This window comes from Prevotella sp. oral taxon 317 str. F0108 (assembly GCF_000162415.1).
Taxonomy (GTDB): Bacteria; Bacteroidota; Bacteroidia; order Bacteroidales; family Bacteroidaceae; genus Prevotella; species Prevotella conceptionensis.
This window is the reverse complement of record NZ_GG740072.1, coordinates 1,710,053-1,732,859: the sequence shown is the minus strand read 5'-3', so window position 1 is coordinate 1,732,859 and position 22,807 is coordinate 1,710,053. Positions and strand designations below refer to the sequence as shown.

The window sequence follows — 22,807 nt, the reverse complement described above, 5'->3', positions numbered from 1 at the left end:
TAGGCCATATATACGGAAAGTTTTTCGTAACTTTGCATGTAATGCCGCGTGCGTGGGGTTGCTAATTGTGGCATAACGCGCATTGGCATCATTATTGCAAGGAAAAGATAAAAACGAAATATGACAATGGAAAAAGAAAACAACAAGTTTATCGCCGTGGCTTATAAGCTTTATTCGCTGGCCGACGGCAAGGAAACGCTTATCGAGGAGGCACCTGCCGACCGCCCTTTTGTGTTTATTACGGGCTTTGGCATCACCCTCGACGCTTTTGAAAACGGTGTGGAAGACTTGCCTAAGGGCGAGCAGTTTACGCTGAACATTGAATGCGAAGAGGCTTATGGCGAACGTCTTGACGAGCGTGTTCTTGACTTGAACAAGGAGATATTCACCATCAATGGCCACTTCGACCACGACAACATCTACAAAGATGCCGTTGTTCCGCTGCAAAACGAAGACGGAAACCGCTTTATGGGTCGTGTGCTTGATGTGACGGAAGACACCGTGAAGATGGACTTGAACCACCCGCTTGCAGGGCTTGACTTGCTGTTTAAGGGCGAAATAGTTGAGAACCGCGAGGCTACGAACGAGGAAGTGCAGCAAATGCTGAACCATATCAGTGGCGAAGGCGGCTGTGGAGGTTGTGGTTGCGGGCACAATCATGGAGATGAAGAAGGCGGTGGCCATGAACATGGCGGCTGTTGCGGGCACGAACATCATGGCGATGGCCACGAACATGGTCATCATGGCGGCTGTTGCAGTCATGGTAATGGCCATCATGGCGGTGGCTGTGGACACCATTAATCCTTTTGTTGTGTAGATCACACAGATATTATATATACAATGGCGAACACATCATAACTGCGTTTGGCGCGGTTGTGTGTTCGCCATTATTGCTTTAACTGTTTATCCCTCACAATTATGCGCAACACATTTGGAAACCTTTTCGCCCTTACCACCTTTGGCGAAAGTCATGGGCCAGCCATCGGAGGCGTGGTAGACGGCATGCCAGCAGGCATTGACATCGACTTAGACTTTATCCAGTCGGAGCTTAATAGGCGTAGGCCTGGCCAGAGCAAGCTTACCACGAGCCGCAACGAGGCCGACCAAGTGGAATTGCTTAGTGGTGTGTTCGAGGGAAAAAGCACTGGCACGCCCATTGGCTTTGTCGTGCGAAACGCTAATCAGCACTCGAAAGATTACGACAATATGCGTGGACTTTTCCGGCCGTCGCATGCTGACTACACCTATTATAATAAGTACGGATTGCGCGACCATCGTGGCGGTGGACGCTCGTCGGCTCGCATTACTTTGGCTCGTGTGGTGGGCGGAGCATTGGCAAAGCTGGCTCTTAGGCAGATGGGTATAACCATTTCGGCCTACGTGTCGCAGGTGGGCGACATCGTTTTGAACAAGGATTATCGCCTGTATAACCTCGCGAACACAGAAAACAACGACGTGCGATGCCCCGATGAGGAGGTGGCCAAGCGCATGGCGCAACTTATTTTGGATACGAAGAACGCGGGCGACACCATTGGCGGCGTGGTTACATGCGTGATGAAGGGTTGTCCTGTGGGGGTTGGCGAGCCCGAATTTGACAAACTTCACGCCCGATTGGGTTATGCCATGCTGAGTATTAACGCCGCAAAGGGTTTTGAAATTGGCGATGGTTTCGACTTGGTTAGGTGTAAAGGCAGTGAGGTTAACGATGTTTTCGTGGCCGAAGAAGGTCAGGTTTCTACGCTTACCAACCATAGCGGAGGCATCCAAGGGGGCATAAGCAATGGGCAAGACATCTTTTTTCGTGTGGCGTTTAAGCCTGTTGCCACCGTGCTGATGGAGCAAGACACCATTGAACTAGACGGAACGCCCACCACTTTTGCGGCTCGTGGGCGTCATGATTCGTGCGTTGTTCCGCGTGCCGTGCCCATTGTCGAGGCGATGGCTGCGATGGTGTTGATGGATAATTTGGCCATGGCAGGGGTCAAGTTTGGCGTTGATGCCGAATAAAAACGGGTTGGCAAGGCTGTATGTTACCTTGTCAACCCGTATGCTTGGGGAATGTTGGCTCGCCAACTCGTCCACTCGTTAACTTTCCACTCGTTAACTCGTAAACTTGTTCACTCGCAGCTTGTCTACTCATCAACTCGTTAACTTGTCTACTTGTTAACTCGTCAACTCATTATCACTTACGTCTTTAAGTTCGGATATTTTTCTTCTAATGCTTTAAAGAATTCCTTGCCAGCAGCATAAGCCAACACGCGTTGGAGCTTGTTGTAATTGAAGAACTGCTCTGTGGGAGTATAGACCACGGTGCAGATTTTTATTTCGCGTACCTGGTCCTCGCATGGAACTTGTAGATTATAAAACTTAGCACAGTCGACCAACAGCTTTGGAGCTTGCTCGTCGGGTAAAGGTGTTAGTGTAGCGTTCTCTAATCTTGAGTTATTGAACATCAAATGCCGTTTCACCTTTCCTTCAACGCTGAGGTCAAAGATGTGTAATCCATCAGCGGTGAGTAATAATGGTGTGGGCGTTTCCACAGTTGTATACTTCACGGTGCCAAGTGTCATTGCGCTTCTCAGCAAATCTTTGCCTGCACTCTTAAAGTATTCCTTCATGCTAGGGGTGTAGTAAACGTAGTTTACCCCTAACACCCTTTTGTCGTCAAGATGTTCGATGCACATTCCAAACTTATCGTTTATGAACGTGTTTAGTTCGTTCTCGCCAAGTCTTTGTGATTCGCTTTCTACTTCTGCAAAGTTTAACGGCTTATTGTTAGCTGAGATGAAGAATACCAAAGCGACAACTATGCCAATTGTCATAATAATGGCGAAGATGATAAATGGAGTTATTCCCATGGCATCTTAGTTATAATTCAGTAGGCTCTATCTTCTCTTCTTTTTTGCGCGAAGGAATCTGTCCCCATATCATTAAGGCCACGATAGCCAACAAAACAGCCTTTCCGCCGTAGCGTGTATAGAAACCTAGTTTCAACATACTGGCCTCATCGAGTTTCTTTTCTTTCATATACTCTTTCAGAAATGCCTGCGATTTTTCGGTTGTCATTTCGTAATAGGTTTCCGATGGGGCATCGTATAGCACAAGTTTAGGTTCTTCAGTCACCCATAGGGGCAGGATGTAGGCAATGTTGAACTCCTTGTGCATACGTGCCAAGTTCACCTGTTTGCCGTCGATAATGATACTGTCCGATGCAGGGATGTTGTAAACGATGTCGATAACATCGCGTGTCCCGACAGGAATCCTAGCTCTTGCGTGTGCAATTTGTGGCATGGTTAACAACAAAACTAAGCCTGCGATCAGTGCTTTTCCGATGGAGTTAAGTCTATTCATAGTTTATTTAATTTTATGGATGAATAATATTTCTGTGTTCAAAATTAGTAATTATATGTCATAATCTTTACAAAAATGAGTTTTTTCTTACGGTCTTTCACTTTTGTTTTCACTTGTTTTGTTAAATTAAATGAAGTGACGGGTGATAGCTTTGTTAGAGCGATAGCGCGGGTTGGTAGGTTGCTGTGGCCTAATGCTTGCGTGAGGTGAGTATGTTGCTCTGTAAAGTGGCAAATTGTAAGTTATACAGGTGATAGCTTTCCCTTTTGATATGCTTGGGTAGTTAAGGTGAAAGTGGTTGTAATATGAAATAACAAAGCCTCTCAATGATTGAAAATGCTTACTTTATCTGTGCATATTTTGTTGTTTTTTTGCAACAAAATACAAACTCTCGCTCATGCTAAAAACTCAAAATTCAATTATTCTCACAATTATTTTGCAGTTTGACAAATATTGTCTAACTTTGGAAACACAATCAATATACCACAAAGATGTTCGAATACCTCAATTCAAATCAATGGCTATTTTGGCTACTAATAAGCCTATTATGCCTAATAATAGAAATGGCCTCTGGCACGTTCTACATCCTTTGTTTCGCCATTGGCGCCCTTTCGTCGATGGTAGGCTGCTGGCTTGGTTTCCCGTTTTGGGGCCAAGTGGTTTGTTTCGCCTTCTTCTCAATCTTATCCATCTTTGCCGTTAGGCCTGTGGTGATGAAATATCTGCACCGCGATGAGGAGGAACGAAAAAGCAATGCCGACGCGCTTGAAGGGCGTGTGGGCGTGGTGATAGAAGATGTGCAGCCACAACACAGCGGCTATGTAAAGGTAGACGGCGACGAATGGCGCGCTGTTTCGGCCGACGGGTCGCTTATTAAGATAGGAGAAAGGGTGCGCATCGTTAAGATGGAAAGCATCATCGCCACGGTTGAACGTGTCTGAAAAACAATCTTTGGCCGTTATGTGTAGCTATGGGCGCATGTGTTAAGCGGGTGCTCAAATGTTTTTGCAGGCCAAGGCTGTGGCTAATTTCTTCGTTGTAATCGTGCCCAGGACGATGTCTTAGGCTTAGATTATCCGTAGTAAACACCTAATTTGAATAACACCAAAAACAATAATCAATAATGGAATATCTAGGAACTTATTTAATTATCGCCGCAATATTGCTGGCCTTTGTCTTTGTTAAGAAGTCGCTTGTAATTATTCCCCAGTCGGAAACGAAAATCATCGAACGCTTGGGTAAGTTTCGAGCAATCCTCAAACCAGGTGTCAACATCATCATACCCTTTGTGGATAAAGCGAAAAACATCGTAAGAATGACCAATCGCCGCTACTCGTATTCAAACACAATCGACCTTCGCGAGCAAGTGTACGACTTCGACAAGCAGAACGTTATCACCAAAGATAACATCCAAATGCAAATCAATGCCTTGCTCTACTTCCAGATTGTGGACCCCTTCAAGGCCGTTTACGAGATTGACAACTTGCCCAACGCCATTGAGAAACTTACTCAAACCACGCTGCGTAACATCATCGGTGAAATGGAATTGGACCAAACGCTCACCTCGCGCGACACCATCAACACCAAACTTCGCTCGGTGTTAGACGATGCAACCAACAAGTGGGGTATCAAGGTGAACCGCGTTGAGCTGCAAGACATCATCCCGCCATCGAGCGTTTTGCAGGCGATGGAGAAACAGATGCAAGCCGAACGTAACAAGCGCGCCACCATTCTTACCAGTGAGGGTGAGAAACAAGCCGTGATTTTGCAGTCGGAAGGTGAGAAGACTTCTACCATCAACCGCGCTGAGGCTGTCAAACAGCAGGCCATTCTCTATGCCGAAGGTGAGGCGCAAGCACGCATTCGCAAGGCCGAGGCCGAGGCAATAGCCATTCAAAAAATTACCGATGCTGTTGGACAGAGCACCAATCCGGCCAATTATCTGCTTGCACAAAAGTACATCGCCATGATGCAAGAGTTGGCACAAGGCGACCAAACCAAGATGGTTTACCTGCCTTACGAGGCTACAAACCTACTGGGTAGCCTAGGAGGAATAAAAGAACTCTTCAAGATACACTAAGGGTTTGAACCTTTGAATTGCTGAGTTTGTGAGGTTATAAGTTTGTGAGGTCGTAAGTTGGTGAGGTTGTAAGTTCATGAGCTAATGAGTTAATGGGTTTGTGAAATCATGAATTAGTAGGTTCATGAGTTTTTGAACTCATGCGTTTAAAAGCTTATGAGTTTATCAACTTACGACCTCACTACTTTATATCCCCACCAACTTACGGCCTCACGGCTTTACAGCCTCACAAGCTTATAACCGCATCACCTTATAAAACTTACCACCTTACAAACTCTCAAGCTTATAAACTCTCATCATCAGAAAGTTTTTTTGTCTAGTTTTCGGTTGGAATTTTAACATTATGAGTGCCCTTTTCTTCCACCAATCGCCAACCTTGCCGCAAAAAATCGATTCTCGCGAAAGTTGGTTTTGATGCAAAAAGGGGTTAGTTGTAAATGCAGACAAAATGAATTTTTATTAAAAACAAACGCCCTCTGCACTGGTTTTTGGGTCATTTGCAGCAAAATGCGGTGCAATTTGATGCTAAACGCAGTGCAATATGCCGCTAAACGCAGTGCGTTTTGGTGCAAAACGCGAGGTAAAATGGTGCTAAACGCAGTGCGTTTTGATGCTAAATGCAGTGCAAAATGCCGCTAAATGCAAGATAAAAAGCATAAATATCCACTGTAATGGTATAGACAAACCCTTTTAGATCCATGAAACACATGGCTGAAAAGGGCAAAACACCTGTTAAAAAGTGGGATTTTAGGGGCTAAAAGTGGGTAATTGGGCGTAGAAAATAATGAGCTGGCAACCAAACTAGAAAGGTAAAATGGTGCAAAATGGCGGTTTTGTTCTTAAAAATAGACAAAGCAAAAGGCGTGAAAGGCTAAAAATAGTGGCTATTTACCCACTTTTTGACCTAAATTTTCCCTAGAACGGAGGGAAAATTAGAGTGGTGTTGTAAAATAAAAAATAAGAATTTAGGTTTTAAGTAGCTGAGTTGCTTAGTTGGCGAATTAACAACTTAACGGGTTGGCAAGAGTGGTGAGTCGGCAAGGGTGGCGAGTTGGTGAGTTTGATGAGTTGGTGGCTTGATGAGATTATAAGTAGATGAGTTTTTGAGTTTGTAAGTTGATGAGCCTATAAGTTGATGAGTTGACTCGTTCGGGATTTGTTGTTTTTTCGTGAGCTTATAAGCCAGTGAATTGATTTGTCCTACACTTCGTATATGAGAAGGATGTTTATCTTGTGCTGGTATCACAAAGGTAACAGATTACTCTCAATTTATAGAAACATTAAATCAAGGCGGTTTCGGTTTCCGAAATTTGCGAATGTGTAAGTTCCACCGTTTCTTTTTTTATTGGTTTTAAACACAAATGTAGGAAAAGGGGATTACACATTTTAAGGACACTACCAGAAATAGCGTAGAGGAAATAAAAAGTAATATTATGGATACAAAGGGATTGATTCTAAATACTGCATATAACGACTTTATTCTCGATTCAGATATTTCAAATTATTTATATAAACGCCACACAAAAGCGGTTTACAATGAATCGACATTTACAAATAGTTCATATTATTTTTATGATGATGAAATAGACATTTGGTGCGATGATGATGGAAAGATCAATGTGATTCGATGTGCTTCTTCTTGCTTTTATCAGGGAGTAGAGTTAATCGGCTTGCCGTTTCAAGAATTATTATCCGCTATCCGCATCCTTCCCAATAATCATGAGCGAATATATTTATTAGTTAATGGAAAGGGACAAAATCAACATGTTTATGATTTTGAAACAATAGGATTACAAATTTGGGTATGGAGACAAAAAATCAAGACTGTGTTAATATATAAAGTGGTTGAGGAAGAGTTATGAAGAGAGAAAACTGCAAAAACTTGATAGGCTCTCTGCCGCCTATCCCAATGTCTTGCAGAATGGGAAATGCTGGTTCTATGTGGAAAAGCGGTTGGTACGTACATCATGGGGGCGTAAACTATTCCCCTGCGTAAAACATGTGGGTGACACGTTGGGGAATCGTGCATTCATGCTAATTTTCTCACGAAGAAAAGAAAGAGAGAAAAGTCATGAACTACCTATTGTATCTTGCGAGTGGCTCTTTTAATTATCCATTGGGTGTGTGGATTATCAGACGTTTTCCATCGTTCAATGAGAGGTAGAACCCCTTCTCTGTTCACTTTGAGCCAATCGGTAAGATGGTTGGCAACCGACCTCTTCACGAAAAGAATTTCGTCTTCTTTTAGAAACTCCAATATTTTGAACACAGGTGCGGGGTTTTCTATAAATGTTTCCAGCTTACTTGCCCAAGGCAATTTAGGGCGGAGCCCTTCGCTAGCCAGTCTGCGCAAGTGGAAGTTGGGCGATTTTGCCCATTGCTCGATGATTTTGAGCGAGGTTTCTGGATATTTTCTGATGTATGGCCTAACGGCATACTCGCCCGTATTCCGCTTGGTTATTTCTTCAATGGCTTTCATTGAGCGGTCGAAATGCTCGATGCCGTACTCCTGCACAAACTTCCCGATGGGCAAAATCCAATAATAGTGGGTAAACATCCCAGTTTCGTTGGGGTTTTCTTCGCCCAAGATTGCCATCAGGATAGGTAAAGCTTTCTTGTAGTCTGCTGGGAGATAGATTTTTAATAGTTCGGCAAGCGTAGCCACTCGCTGTGTGTAGCTTTGCCCGATGGTTTTGTTGGCGGTGTCTTGTATAAAGTGGACAGTGTCGAACTCATGGTAGACCTTGCAGATTTTCTCGGCTAGCAATTCGGCGAGGTTAGCGCCGAATTGTTCGGTGATGCTGTAATTGGTTCCCATCTTTTGTTGTTTTGAGAAAAAGTAATTGAAACATTCTCATTGCTGTCTGATAAAAGAAACACACTGTGTTTGGGAAATAACTTTTATCAGACAGCAATGTAAAACAGCTTATAATAGTTGGCGTGCGACCAAAGCGCCTATCGCACCAACTGCTATACCCTAGCTAACGCAACGGATGTGTTTCGTTGTATATGGACGAAAGCCTGTTGCTTGTTTATATAAGGGTGGGCGCGCGTTAAGGTGCAGGCAATTACCGTTGCTTTATAAGCAGCATTTAAAGCTGAAACGGAAACTTCAATGCGCCCATAAAACCGTTTATCCAACCGCCCCAACAATCTCTTTAATGTCTTTAACACCATGATTGTCTAGCCATTGGTTTATGCCATCGCGTACCTTAATGGTAACGGTAGGGTCGAGGAAGTTGGCGGTGCCAATCTGAATGGCCGATGCGCCAGCCATGATAAACTCGATGGCATCGGTGGCATTGCATATTCCGCCCAACCCGATGACCGGTATCTTCACCGCCTTTGCCACCTGCCACACCATGCGCAAGGCAACGGGCTTAACGGCAGGGCCACTTAAACCACCCGTGTTGATGCTTAAAACCGACTGCCGCCGTTCGATGTCGATAGCCATACCCATAAGCGTGTTGATGAGCGAAACGCTGTCGGCGCCCTCTGCCTCTACTGCTCGTGCAATCTCCGTTACGTCGGTAACGTTGGGCGAAAGTTTCACGATAAGCGTCTTGCCGTAGCGTGCACGTACCGCGCGCACCACGCTAGCAGCCCCAGCACAAGTTGTTCCGAAGGCCATTCCCCCCTCTTTCACGTTGGGACACGAAATGTTCAGCTCAATGGCAGGTATGTTTTCGAGTGCATCTATACGTGTGGCACACTCTGCATAGTCTTCGGGTGTGTTGCCACTCACGTTCACAATCATGCGTGTGTCAATGTCCTTGATTTTGGGATAGATGTGTTCGGCGAAGTAGTCAACGCCTTTGTTCTGCAATCCCACACAGTTTAGCATGCCTTGTGGCGTTTCGGCCATGCGCGGATAGTCGTTACCTTGTCGTGGATGCAAGGTTGTTCCTTTTACAATAATGCCGCCGATGCCGTCAAGCGGCACAAAGTCTTCGAACTCCAAGCCATAACCGAAGGTGCCAGAGGCAGTCATCACGGGGTTTTTCATCGACAAATTGCCGATATTCGTTTTGAGAATGGCCATTACCAAAGCAGTTTTTGAATGTTAAACACAGGTCCTTCTTTGCATGCGCAGAGATTTCCGTCTACTGTTTTCTCCACACAACAGAGGCATGCGCCAATGCCGCAAGCCATTAAGTTTTCGAGCGACACCTCGCAAGCCGTTCCTTTTTCGCGCGCATAACGTGCAACGGCCATCATCATGGGTTTGGGCCCGCAGGTGGAAATCATGTCGAACGTCTCGTTTTGCAGTACCGAGTGGTTGGTAACGAAACCTTTTTCGCCAGCCGACCCGTCTTCGGTGGTAACGAGTACGCGCCCCGTACGTTCAAAGAGGTCCATTTCCAGCAAGTCGGCTGCCGTGCGTGCGCCTAGCAAAAATGTGGGTTGTGCGCCCATTTCCTTGATTTTTTGCCCCAGGAAGAGCATCGGTGCTACGCCCACGCCGCCGCCAACGAGCAAGAAACGCTCATCGGGCGATGTGGGAAGTGTGAAAGGATTGCCCAAGGGAAACACGCAATTAAGCGTGTCGCCAGTCTTTAACAAGGCCATTTGGCGTGTGCCGTGCCCCACTGTGGCCACCAACAGCCCCATCTCGTTGCGCTGTATGTCTACGTAGTTGATGGAGATGGGACGTCGCAGAAAGGTTTGTGGCGAGTGGTCTACCCGCACTTCAACAAATTGCCCAGGTTTCATCAGGGGCAAAGGTTGGGCGCGGGAGAGCCTGATAAGCACGTAGCGGGCATTCAGCCGCTCAACGGCCACGACGTCGAGGTCGAGGCAAAACTTCTTCATTTCTTCGTTCGGCATGTTCTTTTTGTTACGCTATTTGCGCTTAGAGTTTCGATATAAGCCAGAGGCCGACACGCCTTTCGAACCCTTGTTCTTGTTGGTGGGTTGGGTGTTGGCTGGCTTTGTGCTCGTTGTTGCAGGGGCGTTGGCGTGCGCGTTGCCAGAGGCTTTGTAGTAACTCATGGCCTCGGGCAGCAGCTTTTGTATGGCGGCGATGCGTTTCGCATCCGAGGGGTGGTCGCTAAACATGTCGGAAGTGTTTCCGCCACCCGACTTTGCCGCCATGCGTTGCCAAAAGGCCACAGCCACCGAGGGGTCGTAACCGGCCATAGCCGCGAAGATAAGTCCCATGTGGTCGGCCTCCGACTCGTTGTCGCGCGAGTATTTCAAGTTTCTAAACGAGAAGTATTGCCCTGCCGCCACCTGCGCCAGTCCGCCCACAGTTTCGCCACCGATGGCGCCAAGTATGCTGCCGCCAATCTGTGTGCCGTAGGCTTGGCGTATCTTTTTGGACATTTGTTCGGCCGAATGTTTGGCAACGGCGTGTGCAATTTCGTGGCCCAGCACGATGGCCAACGAGGCTTCGTTTTGGGTTACAGGCAGCAAGCCCTCGTAAACCACGATCTTTCCGCCAGGCATACAGAAGGCATTTACATGATTGTCGGCCACGAGGTTGAACTCCCATTCAAAGTTCTTAATCTCGTCTTGGTAGCCGTTGTTCATCAGATAGGTTTCCACAGCACGTGCCAATCGTTGGCCAACACGTTTCACCATGGCCGTATTGGCGGCGTTAGACGATAGGCGGGCGCTGCTTAGAAACTTGGCATATTCTTGCTTGCTGAGGCTAAGTATTTGTGCATCGGATACGAGCAGCGAGTGTTTTCGCCCCGTAATGGGCACTTGGCTAGTAGTTCCACAGGCCAACATCATGGCGGCCAATGCACCGATAAGAAGATGGTTTAAACGCTTCATATTTCTCATTGTTTATCTTTTTCTTTCAGGCAAAGTTAGTTATTTAATTACGAAAACGTGCCGCAACATCCATATTATTCGTTAAAGGCATAAAAACGAGGAAGTAAAGTTTTGCTTTTCAGAGATATTTTTTTACTTTTGCATTAGTTGCGCGAACTTGGAAAGGGCATGGCCAAGTTATGTTTGCACATCGGAGAGTTGCACACCCTTGCGTCCGAACTTAATAAACCTCGCCTTAAAACATAACGATAGCGTATGAGAAAAGCTGTTTTATTGGCATTATCCTTATTAATAATGGTATGCCAGACTGTTTTTGCCGACAATTACGACGCATTGTGGAAACAATACAGTGTGGCAAGGAAGAAAGACTTGCCACGGACGGCTATGGACGTTTTGCAGCAGATTGAAAAGAAGGCAAAGGCCGAAAGGCAATATGGGTCGATGCTTAAAGCCGTTTTTTGCAAAGGACAGGTGATGGTGAGCATCTCCCCCGACTCGCTCGAAGGCGAGGTAAAGCGAATAGAGGCGGCTGAACTGGCCGTGCGAGATAAAATGCCTGTGTTGGCAGCTGTGTACCAGTCGGCCTTGGGGCAGCTATATAATGTGTACGACGAACTAAAAGATGGTGACGGCAGTAAGTCCAGAACCTATTTCAGTTTGTCGGTTAAACATCCCGAACTATTGGCCAAGACATCGGCCAAAGGTTACGAACCACTGCTGGTTCCTGGCATGGATAGTCATGTCTTTCATAACGACCTGCTGCATGTGCTAGGGCTTGCAGCTGGTGAGTACGACTTGTTGTATCGCTATTACGAGAAGGTTGGAAATAGGCGAGCGGCTTGCCTGTTGGCTAGGTTGATGTTGGAAGAGACGGAAACCAACTTTGCGGATAGTGTTAACGAGGAAAATGGGGAAGAGGACACATGCAAATTTGATGAGTTGCCCATCGTTCGCAAACTCGATTCGCTGATGAACGTATATGCCGACCTGCCCGAAGTTGCCGAATTGGCCATCTATCGTTACAGCTTAATGTACGGATCGGAGAAGGTGAAAAAGAGCGAGGTTCTGAAATATATTGATTATGCCTTGTCTAAGTGGGGCTCGTGGAAACGGATGAACGTGTTGCGCAACGCTCAGAAGACGGTATCTAATCCTACATTCGATGTGGCTTCTAGGCGGCTTATCTTGCCGAAAAAGCCCCTAAAGGTACATTTCTCTAATGTGCGCAACCTCTCAAGCATCACCATGAAGGTGTGGCGACTAAACATAAACGGGCGTTTTGAAGGAGATATAAACAAACCGCAAGTGTTGCAAAGGCTTAGGAAGACGATGCAGGCGGTGCCTTCGGCCACAAGAGAATGTAAGTTTGTGGGCAAGAGTGTGTACCAGTTCTCGAACGATTCGGTACAGTTGGATGGTTTGCCCGTGGGTGCATACATGTTAGAGTTTATACCCAGCAACAAGGAAGTGGCCGTGCAACGCTCGCTGTTGTTTGTAACCAATGTTACGGCCGTGATGCAGGAACAGCCCGGATATAATGTGCGCATCGCCGTATTGAATGCTACCACGGGGCATCCCATGCCCAATGCCAAAGTGGAGGTGACCATTAAAGATCGAACGGGCTACAAGACGCGGGTTGATACTCTGGCGTGTAAAGCCAATGGCGAAGTGGTGTGTAGTTTGGAATATAATGAAGATTTAGAGGATGTTTTCCCCTATACGCCAACCGACGTGTATGCTTGCAGAGAAGGTTGGTCTGGATTTTATTTTCAAGGGAACGGGCATAGTGGCCTGCCAACATTGTTTATTTATACCGATAGGAGTATCTATCGGCCAGGGCAAGTTGTGCAAGTGGCTGGCATTTCGGCTTGTGGCGGTCCCGACTTAGAACGTAAAAGCGTAGCAGGAAAGAAAGTAACGCTAAGACTTTGTGATGCCAATGGGAAAGAAATTGGGGAGCGTGAGGCCGTTACTGATGCCTTTGGCAAAATCGCCACGCAATTTACCTTGCCCAAAGATGGGCTTACGGGTAATTTCACCATAAAGTTAAAAGGAGATTATTATACCAGCACGTCGTTCAGGGTGGAAGAGTATAAACGTCCGACGTTTGACGTGAACTTTGCCGAAGTGAAAGAAAAGTATGCTTTGGGCGACACCGTGGTTGTTAAAGGGCATGCGCAGAGTTTCGCCGGTGCGCCTGTTCAGGGGGCGAAAGTGTACTATACGATAAAGCGTAGCCCTGTATTTTGGTGCTATCAAAGCTGCGACGTCGATGAAGATGCGGGTGAGTTGGACAACGATACCACAGTTACCGACAGTGAAGGGATGTTTAGCGTGAGGGTTCCTATGGAACTTCCCTACTTTAAATGGGAATGTGCCTTTTTTTCTTTCAGGGTGACAGCCACTGTTGTAGACCAAGGCGGAGAAACGCATTCGTGTGCGATAAGCCTGCCGTTGGGGTACAAGTCCGTTTCGGTGACGTGCGATCTGCCTGACAAAATAGAGAAAGACAGCATTAAAACATTGCTGTTTAACGTAAGGAACAACACTGGTGCAGAAATCCCCGGCAACGTACGTTATTATATAGATAAGGAGAGCAACACCCAAACGGTTGTGGCCAACACGCCCATTCCATTCGATGCTGCCGCCCTGTCCTCAGGCAAACATCGCTTGGTGGCCATTTGTGAAAACGACACGCTCGACCGCGAGTTTGTGCTTTTCGGCTTGAACGATCGCCGTCCTGTGGTGGAGTCGAAGATATGGTCGTATCAGTCGGCATCAAGTTTTAATCTCGACAACAAGCCCGTGTATGTGCAAGTGGGCACATCGTTGAAAGATACATACGTGCTTTACGCCATCTACTCGGGCAATAAGGTTCTTGAAGAGGGTACAACCATAATCAGCGACTCGCTCATCACCATCCCCTACACCTACAAACCCGAATACGGCGACGGCATAACGATTAGCTATGTTTGGGTGAAAGACGATGAATGCTACGACTGCAACATCTCGATAGTAAGAGCTACACCCGACAAACGGCTGATGGCCGAATGGAAGACGTTTAGAGACAGGCTTACGCCAGGGCAAACAGAAGAGTGGACCCTAAGCCTGAAACATCCCAATGGCGAGCCTGCCAACGCCCAACTGATGGCCACACTCTATGATAAGTCGCTCGAAAGAATAAAGGAACACCATTGGGGGCTTGATTTGGGATATAATTTCAATGCGCCTTCTGTTAATTGGCAATGGATTTGGAATCCCGCCTCAGTAGAACTTTCGGGTTCTCGGCCAGTGCGTCTGCTACCCACTCCCTCGTTTAGGTTCTACCGTTTTTCAAAAGCTTGTTTCCGGTATGATGACCCCTTTGACTATCTAGACGGACTAAGTTATGCTGAGGAACTGTACGAAGATGAGTCGGTGGGTAATGGAAACGTGAAATTTACTGCGCCTGTTTTGAAACGCGATGATGAAATAAAGCGCATTGCTGTTTTATCCTCTATGGCAGACGATTGTGTGGAAGACGAAAGACTTGAAGTTATGGAGGCAGGCAAGGACAAAGGTTATGCTGACAATACTGATAAGGAGGTAGTAGCGGGTAATGGCGAAAAACCTACCATTAGAGAGAACCTGAACGAGACGGCTTTCTTCTATCCTGCCCTCACTTCCGATGCCAATGGCGACGTGGCCATCAAGTTTACGCTGCCCGAAAGTGTCACCACCTGGCGCTTTATGTGCTTGGCCACCGACAAGGACATGAACAACGTGCTGGTGGAAAACGAGGCCGTGGCCACCAAGAAGATGATGGTGCAGCCCAATATGCCGCGCTTTATGCGATTGGGCGACAAGGGTTGGATAACCGCCCGCGTAATCAACACCTCCGAGAAGGCGTTGACGGGAACGGCCTTGATTGAGATTGTAGACCCCGAAACGGACAAGACGTTCTATACCGACACGAAGACCTGCACGGTGAGTGCCGGCCAAACCACGAACGTGAGCTTTCTGCTCGACCTGCAAGAAGGCTCCAAGTTCTACACTGCCGGCGTAAAAGTTTGGGTATGTCGCATATCGGTAACGGGCAAAGGGTTTAGCGACGGCGAACAACATTACCTGCCGCTGCTGGGCGATACCGAGCTTGTCACCAACTCGAAGGCCTTTACGCTGCATCGCCCGGGCAAGCTGAACATCGACCTGCGCAAGCTTTTCGCCGTGAACAGAGCCGACAACCGACTCACCATCGAATACGCCAACAACCCCGCTTGGATGATGGTACAGACTTTGCCGTATATGGGTAGTGCCAACGAAAGCGATGCCATATCCCTAGCCACCTCGTTCTACGTAAACAGCTTGGCCAACCACATGCTCAAACAAGTTCCCGCAATAAAGCGCACTATCGAACTGTGGAAACAGGAAAACAACGGTGAAGGCTCGATGGTAAGCGAACTTGAAAAGAACGAGGAGCTGAAAACGCTGGTGCTGAACGAAACGCCTTGGGTGTGGGAAGGCAATAACGAAACCCGTCAACGCCAAGAATTGGTGCATTTCTTCGACGAGAACGGCATCGCGCAACGCCTCAACACGGCCACGAACAAGCTACGCCAACTGCAAAGGTATGACGGCGGTTGGGGATGGTTTGAGGATATGAAGAGCAGTCCCTCGATAACGCTAGCCGTTGCCGAGATGATAACACGCCTGCAAACCCTAACGGGCGGGCGCACCGACATGAACCGCAGCCTGGAAAGGGCCTTCAAGTTTATGGGCACTGCGGTTAAGGAAGAAGTGACCGAGATAAAGGAACGCGAGAAGAAAGGCGAGAAAGACGTGCTCCCAAGCGAATGGGCTGTGCGCTACCTTTATGTAAGCTCGCTGGTAGACAAGGAATTTTACGAGGACGTTCAGGCCGAACGCAAGTTCCTCATCAGTCGCATGGCCAAGCAGCCTGTCGCCTTCACCATCTACGGCAAGGCCGTTGCTGCCGTTATTTTGGCCAAGAACGGCTATGCGCAGATGGGCAAAGAGTATTTGCAGAGCATTCGCGAGTACAGCGTGTTTACCGAAGAGATGGGCCGATACTACGACACCAGGAAGGCCTATTACAGCTGGTTCGACTACAAAATACCCACGCAGGTGGCCGCCATCGAGGCCATACAGGCCCTCGAACCCCACGACACGACCACCCTCGACGAGATGAAACGTTGGCTGTTGCAGCAGAAACGCACGCAGGTTTGGGACACGCCCATCAACAGCGTGAATGCCGTTTACGCCTTCCTCAACGGCAACATGCAGGTGTTGCAGGCCGTCGCCGACTCGCCCGCCAAGCTCTCTGTGGACGGCAAACGCCTCGAAACGCCCAACGCCTCGGCAGGCATGGGCTACGTAAAGACCACCATGACGGGTGCCGACCTCAACACCTTCACCGTAGACAAGACCGCCCCCGGCACCTCGTGGGGTTCTGTCTACGCCCAGTTTACGCAGCGCACCACCGACATTACCGATGCCTCGATGGGGCTAAGCGTTAAGCGCGAGCTGCTGTACGACGGCGAATTGAAGGTGGGCAGCAAGGTGAAGGTGCGCATAACTATCACTGCCGACCGCGATTACGACTTCGTTCAGGTGGTAGACAAGCGCGCCGCCTGCATGGAACCGACAAACCAACTGACGGGCTATCGCGACGGTTACTACCGTTCGCCGCGCGACAACGCCACCTATTATTATACAGACATGATGCGAAAGGGTACGCATGTGATAGAGAACACCTATTATATAGATCGCCCCGGAACATTCACAACGGGCACTTGCACCGTGCAATGCGCTTACAGCCCTGCGTATATGGCACGCACCAAGGCCCTAACCATAACGGTAAAGTAAACAACGACAATGATGTACAGTGACACATAGGTTTCTCCATGTCCCCCATTTGTGCGGTTGAGGCGTATATTTTAGCAGCAGAGTGGTTTGTTCCATTGTGATCGAACTTGATATAAACAGGTCTTAAAACAATAGAAAGACGTATGAAGAAAAATGTTTTTTGGGCATTAGCCTTATTTATAATGGTGTGTCAGTCGGCTTTTGCTGATGGATACAACGAGCTTTGGAAACAGTTTGATGTGGCAATGGTGAAAGATTTGCCTAAGACGGCCCTGGGCGTTTTACAGCAGATAGAGAGGCAAGCAAAGGCCGATAAGCAATACGGCTCGCTGCTTAAAGCCTCCGTTTGCAAGGGCGCTTTGCAGTCGGCCATCGCTCCCGACTCGCTTTTGGGCGAGGTGAAGCGGATAGAAGCGGAAGAGTTGGCGGTGAGAAACACGGAACCTGTCTTGGCTGCCGTGTACCAATCGGCTCTGGCGCAGATATATCACAACAATTACAGTTTGAGAGATAAGGACGGTAAAACGGCACAAACGTTTTTCAACTTGTCGTTGCAGCATCCCGAACTCTTGGCCAAAACGCAGGCCAAGGGTTACGAACCGATGCTGTTACCAGGCGTCGATTCCCGCATTTTCAACAACGACCTGTTGCATGTGCTGGCAATGGCCGCAGGAAACTACCGCTTATTGTACGACTTCTACGCGAAAGCGGGCAACAGACGGGCTGCTTGCATCGTTGCCAGCATGATGTTTGAAAGGGGATTTCGTTCCAATTCTGACGATGAAGGCGAAGACGAAGATGATGGGAAAGGGTTCTCGTTCTACAAGTCGCGTATCGTTCATAAGCTCGACTCTTTCATTAACATGTATGCCGACTTACCCGAAGCGGGCGAATTGGCCATCGTGCGTGCTAACATGATGCAATCGGCATCCGACGTTGGTGTTGAGAAAGAACTGGAATATATCAATTACGCCCTGTCGAAATGGGGCACTTGGCAAAACATGAACACTTTGCGCAATACTTATAATGAACGCATAAACCCCACTTTCAACATGCGCGTGCGCCACATGTTATTGCCCCAAAAGCCCCAACAGGTGTATCTTTCGAACGTACGCAACATCAAGACGATAACCATGAAGGTGTGGCGATTGAACGTGGATGGCGATTTTGAAGGGGATGTGGAAGAACCTAAGGTGTTGGCCAAGTTGCGAAGGAACATGAAAGCAGTGCCAACCGCTACCCGCGAACGCAAGTTTGTGGGCGTGCCCAACTACGTCTTCACAAACGACTCGTTGCAATTGGAGGGCTTGCCCGTAGGTATGTACATGTTGGAGATTATCCCCGACAACAAGAATGTACCCACACGCCGCGTGTTGTTGAATGTAACCAACCTCGTTCCGGTGTTGCAAGAGTTGCCGGACGACCGTGTGCGCATCGCCGTTTTGAACGCCACAACGGGGCATCCCGTACCAAATGCAAAGGTGCGACTGAGGTTTTACGATGACGAAGAAGAGAAAGAAAAGACGAAATTGTTTACTTGTGGCGTCGACGGCGAACTTGAACACGCCTTTGGTGATAACGAAATACGTGGCATTTACGTGTACACCAAAGACGATACTTATTTCAACGAAGCGGCTTATGACACCCAATACCGCTATTATGGCTCCGACAAGACAAGTCCTAGGCTGCACCTGTACACCGACCGAAGCATCTATCGCCCAGGGCAAACCGTTCATGTGGCAGGCATTTGGGTGCTTCGTGGACCCGACTTAGAACGTAAGGGCGCGGCCGGGCAAAGCTTAAAACTTAAACTTTACGATGCCAATTGGAAAGTTGTAGCCGAAAACGAGGTCGTTACAGATGCCTTTGGCAAATTGTCTACACAGTTTACGTTGCCTACCAGTGGGCTTACGGGTACATTCAGAGTTAGTGCATCGAGCAAGATAAGTGGCAACGTAACGTTCAGAGTTGAGGAATACAAACGCCCGACGTTCGAAGTTTCTTTCCCCAAGGTGAACGAGAAGTATGCCCCAGGCGACACGGTGGTGGTTATGGGGCACGCCAAGAGCTTTGCGGGCGTGCCTGTCCAGGGTGCAAAAGTTACCTATACGATTAAGCGCAACCCCGCTTTTTGGTGGTGGTGGAGTAGGGATGACGACGAGTCTCCAAACGAAATAGCCCGTGAAAGCACGGTGACCGACAACGATGGAGCTTTCCGTGTGAACATCCCCTTGACCCTTCCTAAGGGTAAGAAACGTCCAGGCTTCTACAACTTCGAGGTTACAGCCACCGTTGTAGACCAAGGCGGCGAAACCCGATTGGGTTCTATGTCGTTGCCGTTAGGTAGCAAACTCACGGTGTTGAGTTGTGATTTGCCTGAGAGAAGTGAGAAAGACAGCCTCAAAAACATTACTTTCAGTTTCAGAAACGCATCAGGTGCAGAAATTCCAGGCAATGTACGCTACTATATAGATAATGAGTTGACCACCCAAACGGTGAAAGCCAACACACCCATCGCATTCGATGTTGCGGCCTTGGCATCGGGCAAACATCGGCTGGTGGCTGTCTGCGAGAACGATACCGTTGACCAAGAGTTCGTGCTTTTCAGCATGAACGACCGCCGACCTGTGGTCGACTCGAAGATATGGGCCTACCAAACGTCCTCGAAATTCAATCTCGATGGCAGTCCCGTGTACGTGCAGGTGGGCACTTCGCTCAAAGATGCCTACGTGCTTTACGCCATATATTCGGGTGATAAGGTTCTCGAAAAAGGCACAACCGTACTCAGCGACTCGCTCATCACCATCCCCTATACCTACAAACCCGAATATGGCGAGGGCATAACCATCAGCTATGTTTGGGTGAAGGACGACCATTACTACGACCACACCCTAAGTATCAGGAGAGCGACACCCGACAAACGATTGCTGGCCGAGTGGAAAACGTTCAGAAATAAGCTCACCCCCGGACAGAAAGAAGAGTGGACTTTGACCCTGAAACATCCCGACGGCAAGCCGGCCAACGCGCAATTGATGGCTACGCTTTACGATAAGTCGCTCGACCAAATTGTAAATCATCGTTGGGGTTTCGATTTAGGCTACTCGTTCCCCGTGCCCTATGCCGTCTGGCAGTGGGCATGGAGCCTACGCTCTTACGAAGTTTATTCCCGCAATCCCTTGCGCTCGTTACCCGTAAACTCCTTAGGCTTTTATCGATTTGACACGTCATGCTTCGATTGGGCCTATTATTTCACCTCGATGTTTGGTCTCAAAGGGGATCGACTGGAAGAAGTTGTGGTTTCCGGTTACAGCAAGAAGAGCAGTCTAACAGGTTCTGTTAGGGTAAGGGGCTTATCTTCTGTTTCTGCAAAAGAAACCAGGGCATCCGCAGTTGCATACGAAGAGGTGAAGACGAAAGACGTGGAGGAAACCCCTGAGGCTAAACCAGAGTCTAGCTCTACTGATAAACCCACCATCCGCGAGAACCTGAACGAGACGGCTTTCTTCTATCCGACCCTCACTTCTGATGCCAATGGCGACGTGGCCATCAAGTTCACGCTGCCCGAAAGTGTCACCACATGGCGCTTTATGGGCTTGGCCACCGACCAGGAAATGAACAACGTGATGGTGGAAAACGAGGCTGTGGCCACCAAGAAAATGATGGTGCAGCCCAATATGCCGCGCTTTATGCGTCTGGGCGACAAGGGTTGGATAACTGCTCGCGTAATCAACACCTCCGAAAAGGCGTTGACGGGAACGGCATTGATTGAGATTGTAGACCCCGAAACGGGCAAGACCTTCCACACAGAAACGAAGACTTGCACGGTGAATGCCGGTCAAACCACCAATGTCAGCTTCCCACTCAACCTGCAAGAAGGTACTAAGTTCTATGCTGCTGGCGTACGTGTGTGGATATGTCGCATATCGGTAACGGGCAAGGGATTTAGCGACGGCGAACAACACTACCTGCCCCTGCTGGGCGATACCGAGCTTGTCACCAACTCGAAGGCCTTCACCCTGCATCGTCCGGGTACGCTCAACATCGACTTGCGTAAGCTTTTCGCCGTAAATAGGGCGGATAATCGCCTCACCGTAGAGTACACCAACAACCCCGCTTGGATGATGGTGCAGACACTTCCATATATGAGTAGTGTCGACGAAAGCGATGCCATTTCCCTAGCTACTTCGTTCTATGTAAACAGTTTGGGTAGTTATCTGCTTAAACAAGCCCCCGTAATAAAGAGTACAGTAGAACTTTGGAAACAGGAAAACAAAGGAGAAGGCTCGATGGTAAGCGAACTTGAAAAGAACGAGGAGCTGAAAACACTGGTGCTGAACGAAACGCCTTGGGTGTGGAACGGCAAGAACGAAACCCGCCAACGCCAAGAATTGGTGCGTTTCTTCGACGAGAACGGCATCACGTATCGCCTAAACCAAGCTACAAACAAGCTGCGGGCGTTGCAGCGTGGTGATGGTTCGTGGAGCTGGTTCCCTGGTATGCCAGGCAGTAGTTACGTCACTTTGACCGTGGCCGAGATGGTAACGCGCCTGCAAACCCTAACGGGCGGGCGCACCGACATGAACCGCAACCTGGAAAGGGCATTCGCTTTCATGGGTAAGCGTGTAGCAGACGAAGTCGCAGCAATGAAGAAACGCGAGCAACGAGGCGAGAAGAACGTGCGCCCTAGCGAATGGGCTGTGCGCTACCTTTATGTAAGTTCGTTGGTAGACAAGAGCTATTACGAAGATGTTAAGGCCGATCGTGCCTACCTCATCAGTCATTTGGCCAAACAACCTGCTGCGTTCACCATCTACGGCAAGGCCGTTGCAGCCGTTATCTTGGCCAAGAACGGCTACGCGCAGATGGGCAAAGAGTATTTGCAGAGCATTCGCGAATACAGCGTTTTTACCGAGGAGATGGGCCGATACTACGACACCCGAAAGGCCTATTACAGTTGGTTCGACTACAAGATACCCACGCAGGTGGCGGCAATCGAGGCCATACAAGCCCTCGAACCCCACGACACGACTACCCTCGATGAAATGAAACGCTGGCTGTTGCAGCAAAAACGCACGCAGGTTTGGGACACGCCCATCAACAGCGTTAATGCCGTGTACGCCTTCCTCAACGGCAACATGCAGGTGTTACAAGCCGCTGCCGACTCGCCTGCAAAGCTCTCAGTGGATGGCAAACGCCTCGAAACGCCCAACGCCTCGGCCGGTCTGGGCTACGTAAAGACCACCATGACGGGCATCAACCTCAACACCTTCACCGCAGAAAAGACCGCCCCTGGCACGTCGTGGGGGTCTGTCTACGCCCAGTTTACGCAACGCACCACCGACATTGCCGATGCCTCGATGGGGCTAAGCGTTAAGCGCGAACTGCTGTACGACGGCGAATTGAAGGTGGGTAGCAAGGTAAAAGTGCGCATAACCATCACTGCCGACCGCGATTACGACTTTGTTCAGGTGGTAGACAAGCGCGCCGCCTGCATGGAACCCGCAAATCAACTAACGGGCTATCGCGGCGGATTTTACTGCTCGCCACGCGACAACGCCACCTATTATTACGCCGACATGATGCCTAAGGGCACGCATGTGGTAGAGAGCACTTTTTATGTAGATCGCCCCGGAACATTCACAACGGGCACTTGTACCGTGCAATGCGCTTACAGCCCTGCGTATATGGCACGCACCAAGGCCCTAACCATAACGATAAAATAAACAATAA

At 48.6% G+C, this 22,807-nt stretch carries 13 protein-coding genes; 7 read left to right on the top strand and 6 right to left on the bottom strand.

Annotated features, from left to right (window positions below; translation table 11 throughout):
• The first annotated feature begins 126 nt into the window (after positions 1-126).
• Positions 127-801: a peptidylprolyl isomerase gene (locus HMPREF0670_RS06630; protein WP_009230382.1), complete on the top strand. Its 675-nt coding sequence runs from the start codon at positions 127-129 to the stop codon at positions 799-801.
• 117 nt (positions 802-918) lie between these two features.
• On the top strand, positions 919-2,007 hold the full coding sequence (gene aroC, locus HMPREF0670_RS06625) for a chorismate synthase (protein ID WP_009230381.1): 1,089 nt from the start codon (positions 919-921) through the stop codon (positions 2,005-2,007).
• Between the two features lie 179 nt (positions 2,008-2,186).
• Here aroC and HMPREF0670_RS06620 read toward each other — a convergent pair whose 3' ends face one another.
• On the bottom strand, positions 2,187-2,858 hold the full coding sequence (locus HMPREF0670_RS06620; RefSeq protein ID WP_009230380.1) for a hypothetical protein: 672 nt from the start codon (positions 2,856-2,858) through the stop codon (positions 2,187-2,189).
• 10 nt (positions 2,859-2,868) lie between these two features.
• Positions 2,869-3,351 (bottom strand): hypothetical protein, encoded by a 483-nt coding sequence (locus HMPREF0670_RS06615; RefSeq protein WP_009230379.1) that lies wholly within the window; start codon positions 3,349-3,351, stop codon positions 2,869-2,871.
• A 491-nt stretch (positions 3,352-3,842) separates the two neighbouring features.
• Between HMPREF0670_RS06615 and HMPREF0670_RS06610 the strand changes: the two genes are divergently transcribed.
• From HMPREF0670_RS06610 to HMPREF0670_RS06600, 3 genes are all read left to right on the top strand, one after another.
• Positions 3,843-4,292 carry an NfeD family protein gene (locus tag HMPREF0670_RS06610; RefSeq protein WP_009230378.1) on the top strand — a complete coding sequence of 150 codons (450 nt, stop codon included), beginning with the start codon at positions 3,843-3,845 and terminating at the stop codon, positions 4,290-4,292.
• A 182-nt stretch (positions 4,293-4,474) separates the two neighbouring features.
• The gene (locus HMPREF0670_RS06605) at positions 4,475-5,431 is read left to right on the top strand and encodes an SPFH domain-containing protein (protein ID WP_009230377.1); all 957 of its coding nucleotides are present in this window, start codon (positions 4,475-4,477) and stop codon (positions 5,429-5,431) included.
• A 1,433-nt stretch (positions 5,432-6,864) separates the two neighbouring features.
• Positions 6,865-7,293 carry a hypothetical protein gene (locus tag HMPREF0670_RS06600; protein ID WP_009230376.1) on the top strand — a complete coding sequence of 143 codons (429 nt, stop codon included), beginning with the start codon at positions 6,865-6,867 and terminating at the stop codon, positions 7,291-7,293.
• 218 nt (positions 7,294-7,511) lie between these two features.
• On the opposite strand, the gene HMPREF0670_RS06595 is transcribed toward HMPREF0670_RS06600, so the two are convergent.
• The 4 genes from HMPREF0670_RS06595 to HMPREF0670_RS06580 form a co-directional block, all read right to left on the bottom strand.
• Entirely contained in the window at positions 7,512-8,249 is a 738-nt protein-coding gene (locus HMPREF0670_RS06595; RefSeq protein ID WP_009230375.1) for a DNA alkylation repair protein, read from the bottom strand.
• Positions 8,250-8,564: 315 nt separating this feature from the next.
• Complete coding sequence (locus tag HMPREF0670_RS06590; RefSeq protein ID WP_009230374.1) at positions 8,565-9,473, bottom strand: dihydroorotate dehydrogenase; 909 nt, start codon at positions 9,471-9,473, stop codon at positions 8,565-8,567.
• Positions 9,473-10,243: a dihydroorotate dehydrogenase electron transfer subunit gene (locus tag HMPREF0670_RS06585; protein ID WP_044077902.1), complete on the bottom strand. Its 771-nt coding sequence runs from the start codon at positions 10,241-10,243 to the stop codon at positions 9,473-9,475. The genes HMPREF0670_RS06590 and HMPREF0670_RS06585 overlap by 1 nt, the downstream gene beginning before the upstream one ends.
• Positions 10,244-10,273: 30 nt before the next feature.
• Positions 10,274-11,212, bottom strand: coding sequence for a M48 family metallopeptidase (locus tag HMPREF0670_RS06580; RefSeq protein ID WP_083786794.1), 939 nt, complete (start codon positions 11,210-11,212; stop codon positions 10,274-10,276).
• Between the two features lie 255 nt (positions 11,213-11,467).
• On the opposite strand from HMPREF0670_RS06580, the gene HMPREF0670_RS06575 reads away from it, so the two are divergent.
• Together HMPREF0670_RS06575 and HMPREF0670_RS06570 are read left to right on the top strand one after the other, a co-directional pair.
• Positions 11,468-17,077 (top strand): MG2 domain-containing protein, encoded by a 5,610-nt coding sequence (locus HMPREF0670_RS06575; protein ID WP_009230371.1) that lies wholly within the window; start codon positions 11,468-11,470, stop codon positions 17,075-17,077.
• Positions 17,078-17,220: 143 nt separating this feature from the next.
• The gene (locus HMPREF0670_RS06570) at positions 17,221-22,800 is read left to right on the top strand and encodes an MG2 domain-containing protein (protein WP_009230370.1); all 5,580 of its coding nucleotides are present in this window, start codon (positions 17,221-17,223) and stop codon (positions 22,798-22,800) included.
• Positions 22,801-22,807 lie beyond the last annotated feature (7 nt).

Bases quoted from the DNA above. Each gene is read 5' to 3' on its own strand.
- HMPREF0670_RS06570 (WP_009230370.1), top strand. From the start codon at position 17,221: ATGAAGAAAAATGTTTTTTGGGCATTAGCCTTATTTATAATGGTGTGT.
- HMPREF0670_RS06620 (WP_009230380.1), bottom strand. From the start codon at position 2,858: ATGGGAATAACTCCATTTATCATCTTCGCCATTATTATGACAATTGGC.
- HMPREF0670_RS06585 (WP_044077902.1), bottom strand. From the start codon at position 10,243: ATGAAGAAGTTTTGCCTCGACCTCGACGTCGTGGCCGTTGAGCGGCTG.
- HMPREF0670_RS06630 (WP_009230382.1), top strand. From the start codon at position 127: ATGGAAAAAGAAAACAACAAGTTTATCGCCGTGGCTTATAAGCTTTAT.
- HMPREF0670_RS06615 (WP_009230379.1), bottom strand. From the start codon at position 3,351: ATGAATAGACTTAACTCCATCGGAAAAGCACTGATCGCAGGCTTAGTT.
- HMPREF0670_RS06580 (WP_083786794.1), bottom strand. From the start codon at position 11,212: ATGAAGCGTTTAAACCATCTTCTTATCGGTGCATTGGCCGCCATGATG.
- HMPREF0670_RS06610 (WP_009230378.1), top strand. From the start codon at position 3,843: ATGTTCGAATACCTCAATTCAAATCAATGGCTATTTTGGCTACTAATA.
- aroC (WP_009230381.1), top strand. From the start codon at position 919: ATGCGCAACACATTTGGAAACCTTTTCGCCCTTACCACCTTTGGCGAA.
- HMPREF0670_RS06600 (WP_009230376.1), top strand. From the start codon at position 6,865: ATGGATACAAAGGGATTGATTCTAAATACTGCATATAACGACTTTATT.
- HMPREF0670_RS06590 (WP_009230374.1), bottom strand. From the start codon at position 9,473: ATGGCCATTCTCAAAACGAATATCGGCAATTTGTCGATGAAAAACCCC.
- HMPREF0670_RS06605 (WP_009230377.1), top strand. From the start codon at position 4,475: ATGGAATATCTAGGAACTTATTTAATTATCGCCGCAATATTGCTGGCC.
- HMPREF0670_RS06595 (WP_009230375.1), bottom strand. From the start codon at position 8,249: ATGGGAACCAATTACAGCATCACCGAACAATTCGGCGCTAACCTCGCC.
- HMPREF0670_RS06575 (WP_009230371.1), top strand. From the start codon at position 11,468: ATGAGAAAAGCTGTTTTATTGGCATTATCCTTATTAATAATGGTATGC.